We start from the raw sequence: 16,969 nt of genomic DNA on the forward strand, positions 1-16,969 counted from the left end.
GGAGCGAAAGGCCCGAACTCCCGATTGGATCTCATTCTGGCTACAAGGCCCAATCAACGTTCAACGCGGCCTCGGTCGTCTCAACCCATTTCCCGTGCAAGCCTGCGGACGCCGTCCACGAAGACCTGGAAACTCCTTGAGCGGTTTCCTTCGATCTGCAGACATGCCGACATCGACCTTGCCGCACTGGTCTTCTGAAAGCTTGGAATCAGCCGCTTCAACTCGACGGACGGCTTCTCCCATTCGTCCGGATTGGCGAAGCGCTTTCGCAGCGTAGGAGAATTGAGTTTCGGATCATCAAACGCCTCGGCCAGGGCCACGAGATCACCGACATACCAGCTCTCGAGTTCCTGGCACACCAAGCGGACAAGCGTCTCCGGCCGCCCACTGGCATGGCAGGTCGCCAGATAGCGCTTCTTCAGATCAACGCAGTCGGCATTGTCGTTGTCCCTCACGATGACGAAACGGTCACCCGGGATCTTCCAGCTACTTAGCTTGCGGGGAATGCTGGTATCCAGATCGCTCTTGCCCTGATGGGGCACGCACTTGAAATGCGTCTCCGCCTCCCAGCCCGGTAAAAGGCGCGGCAGCAATCCATCCAGCAAGGCCTTCATCGAAGGTTCTTCGAGCAAAAAGATGAGGCGCCCCGCCATCAATTGAGGCCCTCGAACAGACCTTGCTTCCACAGGTAGCCTGGCAGATCGCCCGCGTCGTACAAGGAGCGCAGGTTTTCCGATTCGCAGGCCCGGGTGATCGTCGTGAAGCCCTGGGCCTTGCGCAGGCAATAGATTTCATCCAGCGCCAGAGCATTCAGGAAATCTGGCGAATGGGACGAGATGAAGACCTGCCCACCGCGCCGGGCGTAATCCCGGAACTCCTCGGCCAACTCAGGCAGCAGTTCCGGATAGAGCTGGTTCTCGGGCTCCTCGACAGCCAGCAGCGGATAAGGCTTGGGATCGTTCAAGAGCACCAGATACGCGAACATCTTGATCGTGCCGTCCGACACGTGCCGGGCGATGAACGGATCCTTGAAGCTGCCGTCCTGAAAACGCAGCACCAGCCGCCCGTCTTCCGTTTGCCGCGGCTCGACCAGGCTGACGCCCGGCACTCGGCGCTGCATGGACGACAGCACCCGCTTGAAGCGATCCGGGTGGTTTTCGAACAGATAGTTCGCCACCAGCGGGAGGTTGTCGCCCCGCGTGGACAGATGCTCGGCAAAACCCTCCTCCTGGCTCGGGCGGGCTTCTGAGACGTGAAAATCGGAGACGTGCCAGTTCTCGATCATCAGCCGGAACGCGCTGGCCGCCTTGAAGCGCTCGAACTGCCCCAGCCCCTTGACCGCCAGGATGTCCGGCGCATCCAGTTCCTCCTCCTCGCGCCGCAGGGCTTCATCCACCTTTGAGAAGTCTTCCTCGTTGGCAATCGCGTAGCCCTTGCCGTAGGCGAAGTCGAGAAAGTGGAAGGGCTTGCCGTTGGCACCGCGCTTGTAGCGCAGGATCTCCCGCGCCACCACGGCACGTCCCGCCTTGTCTGGCTCGATCCTGAGGATGTAAGTCACCAAGCGTTCATAGCCGGTGATCTCCAGGCGGAACTGCATCGTCAGTTCGATGGGCTCCTGTGCAAAACCCCGGCTGGCCAGCTCCTTGTAGCCCCCACGCTTGGATACCGCCTTGCCCACGTTCATGCTCAGCGCATCCTTCAGGAAGGAGAACACGTCGAACAGGGTGGACTTTCCAGTGCCGTTTGCGCCGACCAACACGCACAAGCGCGGTATGGCATGCATCTTTGCATCCCGGAAAAGTCGGTAGTTCTTGATCTCGATGGATTCAATCTGCATGGCGGGTTTTTGTTTCGTGCGCGATGTCCGACAAGGATAGCCGGCCGGAGATCAGGCGGGGAAGACGGGTTTGTGGAGGGTGAATGACAGCCCCCGGACAAGCCCGGATGCCATACCGCAGACGCCGCCGGAGAAAGGCCGGTAGGTTACACCGGGACAAGACGGGCTCGCCATCAGGACTGAGGCGCGACACCTGTGAAAACGGAAGGAAACCTTCCACCTTTCGAGCGCCGAGTCCGAAGTTTCGATGATTGAGTCCGAAACTTCGGACTCGGAGTTCGAACATTCGGACTTAAACACCGAAAGTTCGAACTCAATCACCGAAACTTCGAGCCCGCCCATCCGCAATTCGATGAATTAGGCCGAAATTTCGATGAAAATGATGGAAATTTCGGATTCCTGGTTGCGAGACTGGAAGGAGTCCATCCATCAACGGATGATTGAATTCCGTTTTTCGGCAAATTTCATCGAAAAGTGCTTCGGCGCCCGCCGTTTTGGCGGCCCCCCCGGCGATATCTCAGCGCCCGCTGGCCGGCGGTGGCAGGTCTTCGAGGAAGGCGACGACTTCCGCCTCGACCTTCGAGCGGGTCATCGGCGGCAGGCTCTGCCAGACGCGTTTGCCGTAGGGCTTGGTGAGCATGCGCGGGTCGCAGATGGCGAGGACGCCCTTGTCGCGTTCGGTGCGGATCAGGCGGCCGGCGCCCTGCTTGACGTTGATGACGGCGCGCGGCAGCTGGTACTCCATGAAAGGGCTGCGGCCGGATTTCTGCATGTGCTCGATGCGTGCGGCGAGCACCGGATCGTCGGGCGGGGCGAAGGGCAGCTTGTCGATGACGACCACCGACAGCGCGTCGCCGGGCACGTCCACGCCTTCCCAGAAGCTCTGGCTGGCCACCAAGATGGCGTTGCCGAGGCGGCGGAAGCGGTCGAGGAGCTCGGTGCGCGAGCCCTCCCCCTGGATCAGCAGCGGCAGGTCGAGCTTTTCCCGTTCCAGGTAGTCGCCGATCAGCTCGTGGATGCGCCGCATGGCCTTCAGCGAGGTGCACAGCACGAAGGTGCGCCCCTGGGCGGCGCGGATCAGCGGGAAGGCGACCTTGGCGACGGCGTCCGGGTAGTCCGGGCTGTTGGGCTCGGGCATGCCCTGGGGGGCGTAGAGGACGGCCTGGGCGGGATAGTCGAAGGGGCTGCCCCACACGGCCGTTTCGATCGGCGGCTCGACCCAGTGCAGGCCCAGCTCGCGGCAGTAGTGGCCGAAGTCCTTGCCGACCGCCAGCGTGGCCGAGGTGAACACCCAGGCCCGCGGGTGGCCGTCCATCTGGCGCTTGAAGATGCTGGCGATGGACAGCGGCGTGGCGTTGAGGGACAGGGCCTGGCTGAAGACCTCCACCCAGCGCACCCAGTCGGTGTTCTCGGGCTTGATCCAGCGGGCCAGGATCTCCTGCAGTTCCTGGGTGCGGCGCAGGCAGTTGGCCAGCCCTTCGGAGCGCTCGGCCTGGGTCTCGACGATGGCGCAAAAGTCGGCCAGCTCGTCGCCGAGGGCTTCCAGCGCTTCGTGGAAGGGCTTGTTGTCTTCCATCTGCGCGAAGCCGAAGCGGGCGTTCTCGGCGTGCACGGACAGGCGCAGGTCGCGGGTGGCCTTTTCGAGCTTGCGGGTGGCTTCGATGAGGTCCAGGCAGTCGCGGGCGGCAGCCACGGTTTCGGAACGGGTGTCGCGGGCCAGTTCGAGCAGCTGGGACGTGGACACGCTCTCGCCGAAGAACAGGCTGGCGGTTTCCGGCAGCTGGTGGGCTTCGTCGAAGATGACCGCGTTGCACGACGGCAGCAGCTCGCCCATGCCTGCGTCGCGCAGGCTCACGTCGGCGAAGAACAGGTGGTGATTGACCACCACCACGTCGGCGTCCATCGCGTTGCGGCGTGCCGCGGCGACGAAGCACTCCTTGATGTTCGGGCATTCCTGGCCCAGGCAGTTGTCCCGCGACGAGGTGGCGAACATCCAGGCGGCGGCGTCTTCCGGCACCTCGGGACATTCGGCCTTGTCACCGGTCTGGCTGATCTCCGTGAAGCGCCCGATGGCGCGCAGGTGGGCGGCGTCCTCGGGGGTCTGCAGGCGCGCGTCGGCCAGGTTGCGGGCCAGGTGGTAGTGGCACACGTAGTTGGCGCGGCCCTTCAGCAGCGCCACCGCGACGGGCACCTTGAGGGCGGCGCGGATGGTCGGCAGGTCGCGGTTGAAGAGCTGGTCCTGCAGCGTCTTGGTGCCGGTGGAGATGATTACCTTGCCGCCGCCCAGCAGCGCCGGCACCAGGTAGGCGTAGGTCTTGCCGGTGCCGGTGCCGGCCTCGGCGACGAGCACGCGGTTCTCCTTCAGCGTGAAGGCGATGTGCTCGGCCATCTCCATCTGCTGGCGGCGCGGCGCGAATCCGGGAATGGCCTTGGCCAGGGGGCCATCGGGCGCGAAGGCTTGTTCGACGTTCATGGTACTGAAAAGCAAGGGGCGGCTCAGTCGAGGGCGTCGACCCGCAGCCAGACCTGGCCGCGGCTCTGATTGTCGCCCTGGCGGACGCCGCCGGTGCCGTAGTCGGAGCGGCGGCTGTCGGTTTGACTGCCGCCGAGGGGGATCCACTCGCCGAGGCGGCCGCGGACCTGGGTGGACAGGCGGGAGGATTCGATGCTGCCGTCAGGGCGAAGTTGCTCGACGGCCGGCGTGATGTCGATGCTGACCTGCTCGCCGATCAGCTGCGGCGCAGCCATGAAGCCGCTGCCCACGTCCAGGAAGCGCACGCTGTCCACGGCCTGCCAGCCGGCTGGGCCGGCGCGCCACTCGCGCATCGCGATGGGCAGGGACTGGCCGACGCGGATCAGCGCGCGTCCGCCCTCCACCACCTGGACCTGCTGGCTGAGCTGCTCGTTGCGGCGGGCGCTGCCGGCGCCGGCCTCGACGATCACGCGGCTGTTGCCAGGCGACAGGCGGGCATTGACGCCGGCACCGCCGCCCTGCCCCGCCACGTCCTGGTCCTGGCGCACGGACACCACGAGGCGGCGCAGCGGCGTATCCAGCGCATCGATGGCGGCACGCAGTTCGGCCAGGTTGGCCGGCGACACGCGCAGCAACAACTTGTCGCCCAGGCTGGACACGGCCCCGCCGGGCTCCACCAGCGGCCGCAGCGCGGGCAGGATCTGCTCGGCGGGCCGGTGGCGCAGCGTGACGATCTCCAGGCGCGGCTCCGCCCGGGCCGTGGCGAGCACGGCCAGCAAGGCAAGGGCGAGGCAGGCCTGGCGGCGCTTCATACAGGGCTCAGACCGCGGAGGTCCGGTGGGCTTCGGCGAGGTAGTCGCGGGAGCGCATCTCGATCAGGCGGCTGACCGTGCGGTGGAACTCGTTGGCCTGGCGGCCTTCCACGTAGAGGTCGTAGGCCTGGCATTCGGCGCTGACCAGCAGCTTGACCCGGTGGTCGTAGAGCACGTCGATCAGCCACGTGAAGCGGCGCGCCTCGGAGGCCATCGCGGCGCTCATCTTCGGCACGCGGGAGAGGATCAGCGTGTGGTACTCGCGGGCGATCTCCAGGTAGTCGTTCTGGGAGCGCGCGCCGCCGCACAGGGTGTCGAAGTCGAACCAGATCACGCCGGGCGCGATGCGCTGAACCTTCAGCTTGCGCTCCAGCACCTCGATCTCGCCGGGCTTGCCCTTGGTGCAGGCGATCTTCTCGAAATCCGCCGCCAGGTGCTTGTCGGCAGCCTCGTCGGCGGGCACCAGGAAGGCGTCCATCTGCTCCAACGTACGCAACCGGTAATCGGTGCCGTGATCCACCTCGACCACGTCGAAGCGGCGCTTGATCATGTCGATGGTCGGCAGGAAGTTGATGCGCTGCAGACCGTTGGGGTAGAGGCCGTCCGGCGGGTAGTTGGAGGTCATCACGAAGATGGTGCCGCGGGCGAACAGCGCGTCGAGCAGGCGGCCGAGGATCATCGCGTCGGCGATGTCGGACACATGGAACTCGTCGAAGCACAGCAGGCGGGTCTGGCGCGCGATGCGGTCGGCGACCTTCTGCAGCGGATCAGCCTCGTTGTTGAGGTTCTTTAGGTCGTTCTGCACTTCCTGCATGAAGGCGTGGAAGTGCACGCGGCGCTTGCGCTGGTACGGGACCGAATCGTAGAAGCAGTCCATCAGGAAGCTCTTGCCGCGCCCCACGCCGCCCCAGAAGTACACGCTGCGCGGCTGCTTGGGCCGCGACAGCAGCTTGCGGAGGGTGCCCTTGCGGGCCGCCTTGAAGGCGATGAGCTCGGAATACAGGCCTTGCAGGCGCTGGGCGGCGGCGCGCTGGGCGGGATCGGACTTGAAGCCGCGGGCCTTGAGGGTGGCGTCGTAGGCTTCGAGCATGCCGTGCTCGGCAACCTTGAGGATTCGATGGGGCATCGTCGTGGCAGGTGTTGTCTGGGCGCTCTAAGGTCGCGCCACTTATGGAAACGGGGGTGGTCAGGCATTTTACTGCCTGACCACCCCCGGGTGATGCGCGGAGCCGGCTACAAAGGACTACACAGCGCCGGCCGCCGTCATCAGAAGTGCAGCGGACGCTTGTCCACCGCCAGGGCGGCTTCGTGCACCACTTCCGACAGGGTCGGGTGAGCGTGGCAGATGCGCGCCAGATCTTCGGACGCACCGGCGAACTCCATCGTCACCACGGCTTCGCCGATCAGCTCGGAGGCGTTGGCGCCGATGATGTGCACGCCGAGGATACGGTCGGTGTTGGCGTCGGCGATCATCTTCACGAAACCGGCCGGGGTGCCGGCACCCAGCGCACGGCCATTGGCCATGAACGGGATCTTGCCGACCTTGTAGGCGGCGCCTTCGGCCTTGAGCTGCTGTTCGGTCTTGCCGACCCAGGCGATTTCCGGCGAGGTGTAGATGACCCACGGGATGGTGTCGAAGTTGGTGTGGCCCTTCTGGCCGGCGATGGTCTCGGCCACCGCGACACCTTCTTCCATGGCCTTGTGGGCCAGCATCGGGCCACGCACCACGTCGCCCACCGCCCACACGCCGTCCAGATTGGTACGGTTGTGGCCGTCGACTTCGACGAAGCCGCGCTCGTCGATCTTGAGGCCGACCGCTTCGGCGTTGAGGCCGGCGGTGTTGGGCACGCGACCGACGGAGACGATCAGGCGGTCGAATTCAGCCGTCTGGGCGCCGTCCTTGGTTTCGTATTCGACGGTGACGGACTTCTTGCCGACGGTGACGGCGCCGACCTTGACCGACAGCTTGATGTCGAGGCCTTGCTTGGTGAACAGCTTGAGGGCTTCCTTGGCCACGTCCTGGTCGGCAGCGCCGAGGAAGCTGTCCATCGCTTCGAGGATGGTGACCTCGGCGCCGAGGCGCTTCCACACGGAGCCCATTTCCAGGCCGATCACGCCGGAGCCGATGAGGCCGAGGCGCTTGGGCACAGCGTCGATGTCGAGGGCGCCGATGTTGTCGCAGACCAGCTTGTTGTCGACCGGGATACCGGGCAGGTGACGGGCGGTGGAGCCGGTCGCCACGATGACCTGCTTGGCTTCGACGACTTCCTCACCGACCTTGACCTGCCAGCCGGCGTCGGTCTTGCCGATGAAGGCACCGTGGCCAGCCAGGAAGGTGACCTTGTTCTTCTTGAACAGGCCCTTGATGCCGGCGGTGAGTTGCTCGACGATCTTGGACTTGCGGCCGATCATCTTGGCCACATCGATCTTCGGCGTGCCGACGGAGATGCCCTGCTCCTCGAAGGCGTGGCCGGCTTCCTCGAACAGGTGCGAGGTGTGCAGCAGCGCCTTGGACGGGATGCAGCCGACGTTCAGGCAGGTGCCGCCAAGACGGGGCTCGCCCTTCGGGTCGGCGTAGGGATTGGATTCGGCGCAGGCCGTGTTGAAACCGAGTTGTGCGGCGCGGATCGCAGCCACATAGCCACCGGGACCACCGCCGATGACCAGCACGTCAAATTGCTTCGCCATTTAGTCGCTTCCTTGTGCAGATGAAAACGCGGCACGGAAACACCCCCGGAGGGGGTGCAACCGTGCCCGCGGTTAGGGAGATCAGACGTCCAGGATCAGACGGGCCGGATCTTCCAGGGCTTCCTTCATGGTGACCAGGCCCAGGACGGCTTCGCGGCCGTCGATGATGCGGTGGTCGTAGGACATGGCGAGGTAGTTGATCGGACGCACGACGACCTGACCATTTTCCACCACGGCGCGGTCCTTGGTGGCGTGGATGCCGAGGATCGCGGACTGGGGCGGGTTGATGATCGGGGTGGACATCATGGAACCGAACACACCACCGTTGGAGATGGAGAACGTGCCGCCGGTGAGCTCTTCGATGGAGATCTTGCCGTCCTTGGCCTTCTGGCCGAACTCGGCGATCTTCTTCTCGATGTCGGCGATGGACATGTTGTCCACATCACGCAGGATGGGCACCACCAGGCCACGGGGCGAACCGACGGCGATGCCGATGTCGATGTAGCCGTGGTACACGATGTCGTTGCCATCGACGGAGGCGTTCAGGATCGGGAACTTCTTGAGGGCGGCAACGGCAGCCTTCACGAAGAAGCCCATGAAGCCCAGACGCACGCCGTGGGCCTTCTCGAACTTGTCGCCGTACTGCTTGCGCAGCGCCATGATCGGAGCCATGTTCACTTCGTTGAACGTGGTCAGGATGGCGTTTTCGTTCTTCGACTGCAGCAGGCGCTCGGCGATGCGGGCACGCAGGCGGGTCATCGGAACGCGCTGTTCGACGCGATCACCAGCCGGAACGGCCACGACCGGAGCCGCAGCAGCCGGTGCGGCAGCCTTCGGCTGGGCAGCGACGGCGTCTTCCTTGATCACGCGACCACCGCGGCCGGAGCCGGCGACGTCAGCGGCAGCGATGCCCTTCTCGTCGAGGATCTTGCGGGCGGACGGGCTGGCGGCACCGGCAGCCGTGGCTGCAGCAGGAGCGGCCGCAGCGGGAGCCGCAGCAGCAGCCGGAGCGCCGGCGGCAGCCTTCGCTTCGGTATCGATGGTGGCGATCACTTCGCCGGAAGTCACCGAGTCGCCGCCGTTCTTGACGATCTTGACCAGCACGCCATCGGCCGGAGCCGGGGTCTCGAGCACAACCTTGTCGGTCTCGATGTCGATCAGGTTCTCGTCACGGGAAACGGCGTCGCCTTCCTTCTTGTGCCAGCTGACCAGCGTGGCTTCGGAAACGGACTCGGACAGTTGGGGCACTTTGACTTCGATCAGCATATCTTCTCCCTTGTTTTCAGTTCGGCGTGGACGTTTGCATCAGGCGTTGATTTCGCCAAACGCATTTTCGATGACTGCCTTTTGTTGCGCATTGTGCTTGGCGTAGTAACCGACCGCCGGCGAGGCGGCAGCGGGACGGGCCACCAGCAGGAACTTGCGCTCGTCACCGAGGGCGCTGTCCAGATGGTGACGGGACGCCAGCCAGTACCACACGCCCTGGTTGCGGGGCTCTTCCTGGCACCACACCACTTCCTTGGCGTTGGGGTACTTGTTGACCTCGGCCGCGAAGGCTTCGCGCGGGAACGGGTAGAGCTGTTCCAGGCGGACCAGGGCGATGTCGTCGATGTTGTTGGCGCGACGATGGGCCAGCAGTTCGTAGTAGATCTTGCCGGAGCAGATCACGACGCGCTTGACCTTGTTGACGTCGAGCTCGTCCACTTCGCCGATGACGGTCTGGAACGTTCCCTTGGAGAGATCGTCCAGGGAGGAGATCGCATCCTTGTGGCGCAGCAGGGACTTCGGCGTGATGATCACCAGCGGCTTGCGCAGCTTGCGCAGGGCCTGGCGACGCAGCAGGTGGAAGATCTGCGACGGGCCGGACGGGATGCACACTTCCATGTTCATCTCGGCGCACAGCTGCATGTAGCGCTCGATACGGGCGGAAGAGTGCTCGGGGCCCTGACCTTCATAGCCGTGCGGCAGCATCATGACGAGGCCGCACTGACGGCCCCACTTGGCTTCGCCGGAGCTGATGAACTGATCCATCACCACCTGGGCGCCGTTGGCGAAGTCGCCGAACTGGGCTTCCCAGATCACGAGCTGGTTCGGTTCAGCCGAGGCGTAACCGTATTCGAAGGCCAGCACGGCTTCTTCGGACAGCACGGAGTCGTAGCAGTAGAACGGGCCCTGACCTTCGCGGATGTTCTGCAGCGGGTAGAAGGTGCCGTCGTGCCACTGGTCGCGGTTCTGGTCGTGCAGCGCGGCGTGGCGGTGGAAGAAGGTGCCACGGCCGACGTCTTCACCGGACAGGCGGATGCCGAAGCCCTGTACCACCAGGCTGGCGTAGGCCAGGTTCTCGGCCATGCCCCAGTCGAAGGGCAGCTTGCCGGCGCCCATCGCCTTGCGGTCGTCGATGATCTTCTGCACGCGGGGGTGCAGCACGAAGCCTTCCGGCGTGGTGGTCAGTGCGGTAGCCAGACGCTCGAGCTCGGCGGTCGGCACGGTGGTGTCGCACTTGTCGGTGTAAGCCTTGCCGGCGTACGGCGCCCAGTCCTGCGCGAACTGGCGCTTGAAGTCGGACAGCACCGGGTTGGACAGCAACTCACCCTTGTCGAGGGCAGCGCGGTAGTCCTTGATGAACTGATCCGGCTCGTCGGCCTTGACGATGCCCAGCTGGGCCAGCTTGTCCGCGTACAGCTTGCGGGTGCCGGGGTGCTTGGCGATCTTCTTGTACATCAGCGGCTGGGTGACCATCGGCTCGTCGGCCTCGTTGTGGCCCAGCTTGCGGTAGCACACGATGTCGACGACGACGTCCTTCTTGAACTCCTGGCGGTATTCGACGGCCAGGCCCATCACGAAGGCCACGGCTTCCGGATCGTCGCCATTGACGTGGAAGATCGGCGCCTCGCCCATCTTGAAGATGTCGGTGCAGTACAGCGAAGAACGGTAGTCGCGCGGATCGGAGGTGGTGAAGCCGATCTGGTTGTTCACCACGATATGGATCGTGCCGCCCGTGCCGTAGCCGCGGGTCTGCGCGAAGTTCAGCATTTCCTGGTTGACGCCCTGGCCGGCAACGGCCGCGTCACCGTGGATCAGGACCGGAATGACCTCGGCCTTGCCCTTGGCGCCACGACGGGTCTGACGGGCATACACGGAACCCTCGACCACCGGGTTGACGATTTCCAGGTGGGACGGGTTGAAGGCCAGGGTCAGGTGCACCGGACCACCGGCGGTCATGACGTCGCTGGAGAAGCCCATGTGGTACTTCACGTCGCCGGCCGACAGGTCGGACGCAGCCTTGCCCTCGAATTCGGAGAACAGCATGCTCGGCGACTTGCCGAGGGTGTTCACCAGCACGTTCAGGCGGCCACGGTGGGCCATGCCGATGACGATTTCCTGCACGCCCTTGCCGCCGGCGACGCGGATCAGCTCGTCCATCGCGACGATGGTGCTCTCACCGCCTTCGAGGGAGAAGCGCTTCTGGCCAACGTACTTGGTATGCAGGTAGCGTTCGAGGGTCTCAGCGGCGGTCAGGCGCTCGAGGATGCGGCGCTGCTGCTCGGCCTGGTAGCCGGGACGGCCCTTGGTGGGCTCGAGGCGGGCCTGGATCCAGCGCTTTTCACCGATGTCGGTGATGTACATGTACTCGGCGCCGATGGCGCCGCAGTAGGTCTGGCGCACCGCGTCGAGAATCTCGCGCAGGGTGGCGTGATCGCCGGGCAGACCATGGAACGAACCGGTATTGAAGGACTGGTTGAGATCCGCCTCGGTGAAACCGTAGTGGGACAGCTCGAGTTCGTGGATCTCGGGACGCTCGGTGCGCTTCAGCGGATCGAGCTGGGCCCAGCGGGTACCGAGGAAGCGGTGGGCGTTGATCAGTTGCAGGACGCTGACCTGCTTCTGGTCCACGCCGGACGCCACGACGGTGCGGACCGGGCCACGCTTCGCCATGTCGGCAAAGGCGTTGATGATAGGGTAGTGCGCGACGTCGCGGCCCTTGCCGGGCACATTCTGCAGCGAGTCGAAATATGTCCGCCATTCGTCGGAGACGGAATCCGGATTGTCGAGATAGTTCTCGTAAAGCTCTTCAACGAACGGCGCATTGCTGCCGAACAGTTGGGAGCTCTCAAAAAGCTGTTTCATCATGGGCGACCACCTGGCTTATATCTTGTCTTTTTGAAGGTACTTGCTTTCGGTGGGGAGAAATCCCTGTTTGATTCACTTCTTCAGAAAAACGAAGCGGGATGGCCTGATGCTTCGACCATCCCGCATTCGCTCCCCTGTTTCCCCCTCCCCTTCCGGGCAAACTTAGCCGCGCTGGGCCAGCGGGACGACGTCGCGACGAGCGGCGCCGATGTACAGCTGACGCGGGCGACCGATCTTGTACTCGGGATCGGTAATCATTTCTTCCCACTGGGTCATCCAGCCGACCGTACGGGCCAGCGCGAAGATGCAGGTGAACATCTCAGTGGGAATGCCGAGCGCCTTCTGGACGATACCGGAGTAGAAGTCCACGTTCGGGTAGAGCTTCTTCTCGACGAAGTATTCGTCTTCGAGGGCGATCTTTTCGAGTTCCTTGGCCAGCTTGAACAGGCGGTCGTTCTCGAGGCCCAGTTCGCCGAGCACGTCGGCACAGACCTTGCCCATCAGCTTGGCGCGCGGATCGAAGTTCTTGTAGACGCGGTGACCGAAGCCCATCAGCTTGAAGGAGTCGTTCTTGTCCTTCGCACGCTTGATGTACTCGCCGACGCGGGACACGTCACCGATTTCTTCCAGCATCTGCAGGCAGGCTTCGTTCGCACCACCGTGCGCCGGGCCCCACAGGCAGGCGATACCGGCAGCGATACAGGCGAACGGGTTGGCACCGGAGGAACCGGCCAGACGGACGGTGGAGGTGGACGCGTTCTGCTCGTGGTCGGCGTGCAGCGTGAAGATGATGTCGAGGGCGCGGACCAGAACCGGGTTCGGTTGGTACTTCTCGCACGGGTTGCCGAACATCATGCGCATGAAGTTGGCGGTGTAGTCCAGCTCGTTGTCCGGATACATGAACGGCATGCCGGTGCTGTACTTGTAGGCCATCGCAACGATGGTCGGCATCTTGGCAACAAGGCGGTTGAAGCTGATGTTGCGATGCTCGGAATCGGAGAAATCCATCGCGTCGTGGTAGAACGCGGACAGGGCACCGACCACGCCGGTCATGACGGCCATCGGGTGGGCGTCGCGGCGGAAGCCGGAGTAGAACTTGGTCAGCTGCTCATGGACCATCGTGTGGTTCTTGATGGTCTTTTCGAAGTCGGTCTTCTGCGTGGCGTTCGGCAGCTCGCCGTTCTTCAGCAGGTAGGTGACTTCCAGGAAGTTGCAGTTCTCGGCCAGTTGCTCGATCGGGTAGCCGCGGTACAGCAGCTCGCCCTTGTCACCGTCGATGTACGTGACCTTGGACTGGCAGCTGGCCGTGGACAGGAAGCCGGAGTCATACGTGAAGTACCCAGTCTTACCACCCAGGGTACGAATGTCGATCACATCATTGCCATGGGTTCCCGACATGATCGGAAAATCTACGGCCTTGTCACCTACGGTCAGTGTTGCAGTACGTTGCGTGGTCATATTTGATCCCTTTTCCCTGTTGAAACTCCAGCTCCCTATTGACTGGACCTGCCGGGCTATCGAGCCCGGAGCAGGTCCACCATTTCCTGCCAGCGCTCCTTGGTGACCGGCTTGCTGCCGTTGACCATGGCCCACAGGTCATGGTCTTCGACGAGCAAGAGATCATCAAGATCGGCCAGCTGATCGTCGGTGAGACGATCGAAGTGCCTTTCGAGGAAGCGCGTGAACACCAGATCGAGCTCAAGGAGAGCCCGACGGCACTGCCAGCGCACGCGCCCCCGATTGAGCGTCATACCGCGCGACGAACCATCATGTCTTTGATCTTGCCGATCGCCTTCGTCGGGTTCAGGTGCTTCGGGCACACATCGACGCAGTTCATGATGGAGTGGCAACGGAACAGACGGTACGGATCTTCCAGGTTGTCCAGACGCTCGCTGGTTGCCTGGTCGCGGGTATCCGCCAGGAAGCGGTAAGCCGCGAGCAGACCAGCGGGACCGACGAACTTGTCCGGGTTCCACCAGAAGGACGGGCAGCTCGTGGAGCAGCAGGCGCACAGGATGCACTCGTACAGACCGTTGAGTTCATCACGGTCTTCCGGCGACTGCAGGCGCTCACGCTCGGGAGCGGGCTCGTTGTTGATCAGGTACGGCTTGATCGAGTGGTATTGCTTGAAGAACTGGGTCATGTTGACGATCACGTCGCGGATGACCGGCAGACCCGGCAAGGGGCGCAGCGTGATCGGCTGGGCGATGTCGTCCATGCTGGTCAGGCAGGCCAGGCCGTTCTTGCCATTGATGTTCATGGCGTCGGAGCCACACACACCTTCGCGGCAGGAGCGGCGGAAGGACAGGGAATCGTCCTTGGCCTTCAGGCGCACCAATGCGTCCAGCAGCTTCTTGTCGGACTCTTCGAGCTCGACGGAAATGTCCTGCATGTACGGCGCGGCGTCCTTGTCCGGATCGTAGCGGTAAATCTTGAACTGTACGGTTCGCTTGCTGCTCATGTTCTATTCTCCGGAACGCTCAGTAGGTACGCTTGGCAAGGGCGATCGGCTCGACGTCGGCCGACATCGGCTGAAGGGTGACCGGCTTGTAATCAAGGCGGTTGCCTTCGCTGTACCACAGCGTGTGCTTGAGCCAGTTCTTGTCGTCGCGACCGTTCGGGGTCTCGGCGCAATCGATCGCGTCGTCACGGACGTGGGCGCCGCGGGATTCCTTCCGGGCTTCGGCGGAAACCATCGTGGCCTTGGCGACTTCGATGAGGTTGTCGAGTTCCAGGGCTTCGGTACGGGCGGTGTTCCAGACCTTGGACTTGTCCTTGATCTGGGTGTGCTTGGCACGCTCGGCGACCTCGAGGATCTTGGTGACGCCTTCCTTCAGCATGTCGGCGAAACGGAACACGCCGGCGTGCTTCTGCATCGTGCGCTGCATGGCGAGGCGAACTTCATGGACCTCTTCGCCGTTGGTCTGGGTTTCCAGACGGGCGATCCGTGCCAGCGACACGTCGGCTGCATTTTCGGGCAGCGGCTTGAGGGTCAGTTGGCCGGACTGGAAGTCCGACACCACGGTTTCACCGGCAGCCTTGCCGAACACCAGCAGGTCGAGCAGCGAGTTGGTGCCCAGGCGGTTGGCGCCGTGCACTGACGCGCAGGCACATTCGCCAGCGGCGTAGAAGCCTGCAACCGGAACGTTCGGGTTGCCATCCTTCGGCACCACGACCTGGCCCTTATAGTTGGTCGGAATGCCACCCATCTGGTAGTGGCAGGTCGGCACGACCGGAATCGGGGCCTTGATCGGATCCACACCGGCGAACTGGATCGAGATCTCGCGGATGCCGGGCAGACGCTTGTTGATCGTTTCGGGCGACAGGTGGGTGATGTCGAGCAGCACGTGGTCCTTTTCGGAACCGCAGCCACGGCCTTCGTTGATCTCGGTGACCATCGAGCGAGACACCACGTCACGGGAGGCCAGATCCTTCAGGTTCGGCGCATAGCGCTCCATGAAGCGCTCGCCGGAGGCGTTACGCAGGATGCCGCCTTCACCACGCACACCTTCGGTGATCAGCACGCCGGCACCGGCCACGCCGGTCGGGTGGAACTGCCAGAACTCCATGTCTTCCAGCGGGATGCCGGCGCGGGCCGCCATACCGACACCGTCGCCGGTGTTGATGAAGGCATTGGTGGAGCTGTAGTAGATACGGCCGGAACCACCGGTCGCGAAAATGGTGGCCTTGGCATGGAAGATCGACACTTCGCCGGTTTCCATTTCCATGGCGGTCACGCCGAGCACATCGCCATCCGCATTGCGGATCAGGTCCATCGCCATCCATTCGACGAAGAACTGGGTGTTGGCGCGCACGTTACGCTGGTACAGCGCGTGCAGCATCGCGTGGCCGGTACGGTCAGCCGCCGCACAGGAACGGGAGACCGGGGTCTGGCCGTAATTCTGCGAGTGACCGCCGAACGGACGCTGGTAGATCTTGCCGTTGTCGGTACGGTCGAAAGGCATGCCGTAGTGTTCGAGCTCGACGACCACTTCGTTGGCCTTCTTGACCATGAACTCGATGGCATCCTGGTCGCCCAGCCAGTCCGACCCTTTGACGGTGTCGTACATGTGCCAGTGCCAGTTGTCCTCGGTCGAATTGCCAAGGGAAGCGGCCACACCGCCCTGCGCTGCCACGGTGTGGGAGCGAGTCGGGAAGACCTTGGTCAGAACGGCGGTCTTGAGACCGGCTTCGGAGAGCTGCAGGGCGGCCCGCAGACCGGCGCCACCAGCGCCGACGATCACCGCATCAAAGGTACGCTTTGCGACTTTCACTTACAGCCTCCAGAGAATCTGAGCAGCCCAGCCGGCATAGCCGATGAGCAGAAGAGCAACGACCGAATGCAGGGTCAGACGAATGCCGGTCGGCTTGATGTAGTCCATGAAGATGTCCCGCACGCCGATCCAGGCATGAAAGAACAGGGACATGAAGAACAGGAAGGTCGCGAAGCGCATGAAACCGCCACTGAACACGCCGCGCCAGCTCTCATAGGAGCCATCGAAGGAGGACAGCACGACAACGGCAAGAACAACCGTGTAAATAGCCATCACCACCGCGGTGATGCGCTGGGCGAGCCAATCACGGAAACCGTAATGGGCGCCGACGATGACGGGCTTTACCATAGCTTGGACACCAGAATGACAGTGAGGATGAGACTGACGATCAGCACGATGCGGGCGCTGGACACGGCGGACTGCTTATCGACGCCAACATGCACATCCAGCAGCAGGAAACGGATACCGGCACAGAAATGATGCAGGTAAGCCCAGACCAAACCAGACAGAATGAGTTTGACGAAAACGTTGTCCACGACTTCCTTGAAGGAAGCAAAGGACTCGGGCGAACCGACGCTGCTCCCGAAAAGCGACAGCAAAACCGGCAGCATCAGGAATAGACCGGCACCGCTAACCCGGTGCAGGATCGAGACCTTGCCAGGCAAGGGCAGCCTGATCTCGTTCAACGCCAGATGCTTCGGGCGCTGTTTTTTCAAAGTCACCTCTGTCATAGATTTTTCCCTCTAACAATTGC

The 16,969-nt window shown here is 63.4% G+C and carries 14 protein-coding genes; all 14 read right to left on the reverse strand.

Features of this window, described 5'->3' with window-relative positions; translation table 11 throughout:
• Window positions 1-80 precede the first annotated feature (80 nt).
• The gene (locus AC1PQG_RS14305; protein ID WP_481118513.1) at window positions 81-614 is read right to left on the reverse strand and encodes a DUF4276 family protein; all 534 of its coding nucleotides are present in this window, start codon (window positions 612-614) and stop codon (window positions 81-83) included.
• A gap of 38 nt (window positions 615-652) precedes the next feature.
• A complete protein-coding gene (locus tag AC1PQG_RS14310) occupies window positions 653-1,837 on the reverse strand; it encodes an AAA family ATPase (RefSeq protein WP_481118514.1) in 1,185 nt (394 codons plus the stop codon).
• Between the two features lie 517 nt (window positions 1,838-2,354).
• Complete coding sequence (gene yoaA, locus AC1PQG_RS14315; protein WP_481123009.1) at window positions 2,355-4,310, reverse strand: DNA repair helicase YoaA; 1,956 nt, start codon at window positions 4,308-4,310, stop codon at window positions 2,355-2,357.
• Between the two features lie 23 nt (window positions 4,311-4,333).
• Window positions 4,334-5,122, reverse strand: coding sequence for a hypothetical protein (locus tag AC1PQG_RS14320; RefSeq protein WP_481118515.1), 789 nt, complete (start codon window positions 5,120-5,122; stop codon window positions 4,334-4,336).
• Between the two features lie 7 nt (window positions 5,123-5,129).
• Window positions 5,130-6,248, reverse strand: a complete 1,119-nt coding sequence (gene zapE, locus AC1PQG_RS14325; protein ID WP_481118516.1) for a cell division protein ZapE — start codon at window positions 6,246-6,248, stop codon at window positions 5,130-5,132.
• Window positions 6,249-6,388: 140 nt separating this feature from the next.
• Window positions 6,389-7,810, reverse strand: a complete 1,422-nt coding sequence (lpdA, locus tag AC1PQG_RS14330; protein WP_481118517.1) for a dihydrolipoyl dehydrogenase — start codon at window positions 7,808-7,810, stop codon at window positions 6,389-6,391.
• Between the two features lie 81 nt (window positions 7,811-7,891).
• Window positions 7,892-9,076 carry a 2-oxoglutarate dehydrogenase complex dihydrolipoyllysine-residue succinyltransferase gene (gene odhB / locus AC1PQG_RS14335; protein WP_481118518.1) on the reverse strand — a complete coding sequence of 395 codons (1,185 nt, stop codon included), beginning with the start codon at window positions 9,074-9,076 and terminating at the stop codon, window positions 7,892-7,894.
• A 39-nt stretch (window positions 9,077-9,115) separates the two neighbouring features.
• Window positions 9,116-11,941, reverse strand: a complete 2,826-nt coding sequence (locus AC1PQG_RS14340; protein WP_481118519.1) for a 2-oxoglutarate dehydrogenase E1 component — start codon at window positions 11,939-11,941, stop codon at window positions 9,116-9,118.
• A 162-nt stretch (window positions 11,942-12,103) separates the two neighbouring features.
• Entirely contained in the window at window positions 12,104-13,399 is a 1,296-nt protein-coding gene (gltA, locus tag AC1PQG_RS14345) for a citrate synthase (RefSeq protein WP_481118520.1), read from the reverse strand.
• A 56-nt stretch (window positions 13,400-13,455) separates the two neighbouring features.
• Window positions 13,456-13,692 (reverse strand): succinate dehydrogenase assembly factor 2, encoded by a 237-nt coding sequence (locus AC1PQG_RS14350; protein ID WP_079436768.1) that lies wholly within the window; start codon window positions 13,690-13,692, stop codon window positions 13,456-13,458.
• Window positions 13,689-14,402: a succinate dehydrogenase iron-sulfur subunit gene (locus tag AC1PQG_RS14355; RefSeq protein ID WP_481118521.1), complete on the reverse strand. Its 714-nt coding sequence runs from the start codon at window positions 14,400-14,402 to the stop codon at window positions 13,689-13,691. The genes AC1PQG_RS14350 and AC1PQG_RS14355 overlap by 4 nt, the downstream gene beginning before the upstream one ends.
• A gap of 19 nt (window positions 14,403-14,421) precedes the next feature.
• Window positions 14,422-16,215 carry a succinate dehydrogenase flavoprotein subunit gene (sdhA, locus tag AC1PQG_RS14360; protein WP_481118522.1) on the reverse strand — a complete coding sequence of 598 codons (1,794 nt, stop codon included), beginning with the start codon at window positions 16,213-16,215 and terminating at the stop codon, window positions 14,422-14,424.
• Complete coding sequence (gene sdhD / locus AC1PQG_RS14365; protein WP_481118523.1) at window positions 16,216-16,563, reverse strand: succinate dehydrogenase, hydrophobic membrane anchor protein; 348 nt, start codon at window positions 16,561-16,563, stop codon at window positions 16,216-16,218.
• Window positions 16,557-16,946, reverse strand: coding sequence for a succinate dehydrogenase, cytochrome b556 subunit (sdhC, locus tag AC1PQG_RS14370; RefSeq protein WP_481118524.1), 390 nt, complete (start codon window positions 16,944-16,946; stop codon window positions 16,557-16,559). The genes sdhD and sdhC overlap by 7 nt, the downstream gene beginning before the upstream one ends.
• Between the last annotated feature and the right edge of the window lie 23 nt (window positions 16,947-16,969).

It is taken from the genome of Zoogloea sp. GDB6 (assembly GCF_056724105.1).

What these genes read in the sequence shown, in the direction of transcription:
- AC1PQG_RS14305 (WP_481118513.1), bottom strand. Translation starts at nt 614, where the DNA reads ATGAAGGCCTTGCTGGATGGATTGCTGCCGCGCCTTTTACCGGGCTGG.
- AC1PQG_RS14310 (WP_481118514.1), bottom strand. Translation starts at nt 1,837, where the DNA reads ATGCAGATTGAATCCATCGAGATCAAGAACTACCGACTTTTCCGGGAT.
- yoaA (WP_481123009.1), bottom strand. Translation starts at nt 4,310, where the DNA reads ATGAACGTCGAACAAGCCTTCGCGCCCGATGGCCCCCTGGCCAAGGCC.
- AC1PQG_RS14320 (WP_481118515.1), bottom strand. Translation starts at nt 5,122, where the DNA reads ATGAAGCGCCGCCAGGCCTGCCTCGCCCTTGCCTTGCTGGCCGTGCTC.
- zapE (WP_481118516.1), bottom strand. Translation starts at nt 6,248, where the DNA reads ATGCCCCATCGAATCCTCAAGGTTGCCGAGCACGGCATGCTCGAAGCC.
- lpdA (WP_481118517.1), bottom strand. Translation starts at nt 7,810, where the DNA reads ATGGCGAAGCAATTTGACGTGCTGGTCATCGGCGGTGGTCCCGGTGGC.
- odhB (WP_481118518.1), bottom strand. Translation starts at nt 9,076, where the DNA reads ATGCTGATCGAAGTCAAAGTGCCCCAACTGTCCGAGTCCGTTTCCGAA.
- AC1PQG_RS14340 (WP_481118519.1), bottom strand. Translation starts at nt 11,941, where the DNA reads ATGATGAAACAGCTTTTTGAGAGCTCCCAACTGTTCGGCAGCAATGCG.
- gltA (WP_481118520.1), bottom strand. Translation starts at nt 13,399, where the DNA reads ATGACCACGCAACGTACTGCAACACTGACCGTAGGTGACAAGGCCGTA.
- AC1PQG_RS14350 (WP_079436768.1), bottom strand. Translation starts at nt 13,692, where the DNA reads ATGACGCTCAATCGGGGGCGCGTGCGCTGGCAGTGCCGTCGGGCTCTC.
- AC1PQG_RS14355 (WP_481118521.1), bottom strand. Translation starts at nt 14,402, where the DNA reads ATGAGCAGCAAGCGAACCGTACAGTTCAAGATTTACCGCTACGATCCG.
- sdhD (WP_481118523.1), bottom strand. Translation starts at nt 16,563, where the DNA reads ATGGTAAAGCCCGTCATCGTCGGCGCCCATTACGGTTTCCGTGATTGG.
- sdhC (WP_481118524.1), bottom strand. Translation starts at nt 16,946, where the DNA reads ATGACAGAGGTGACTTTGAAAAAACAGCGCCCGAAGCATCTGGCGTTG.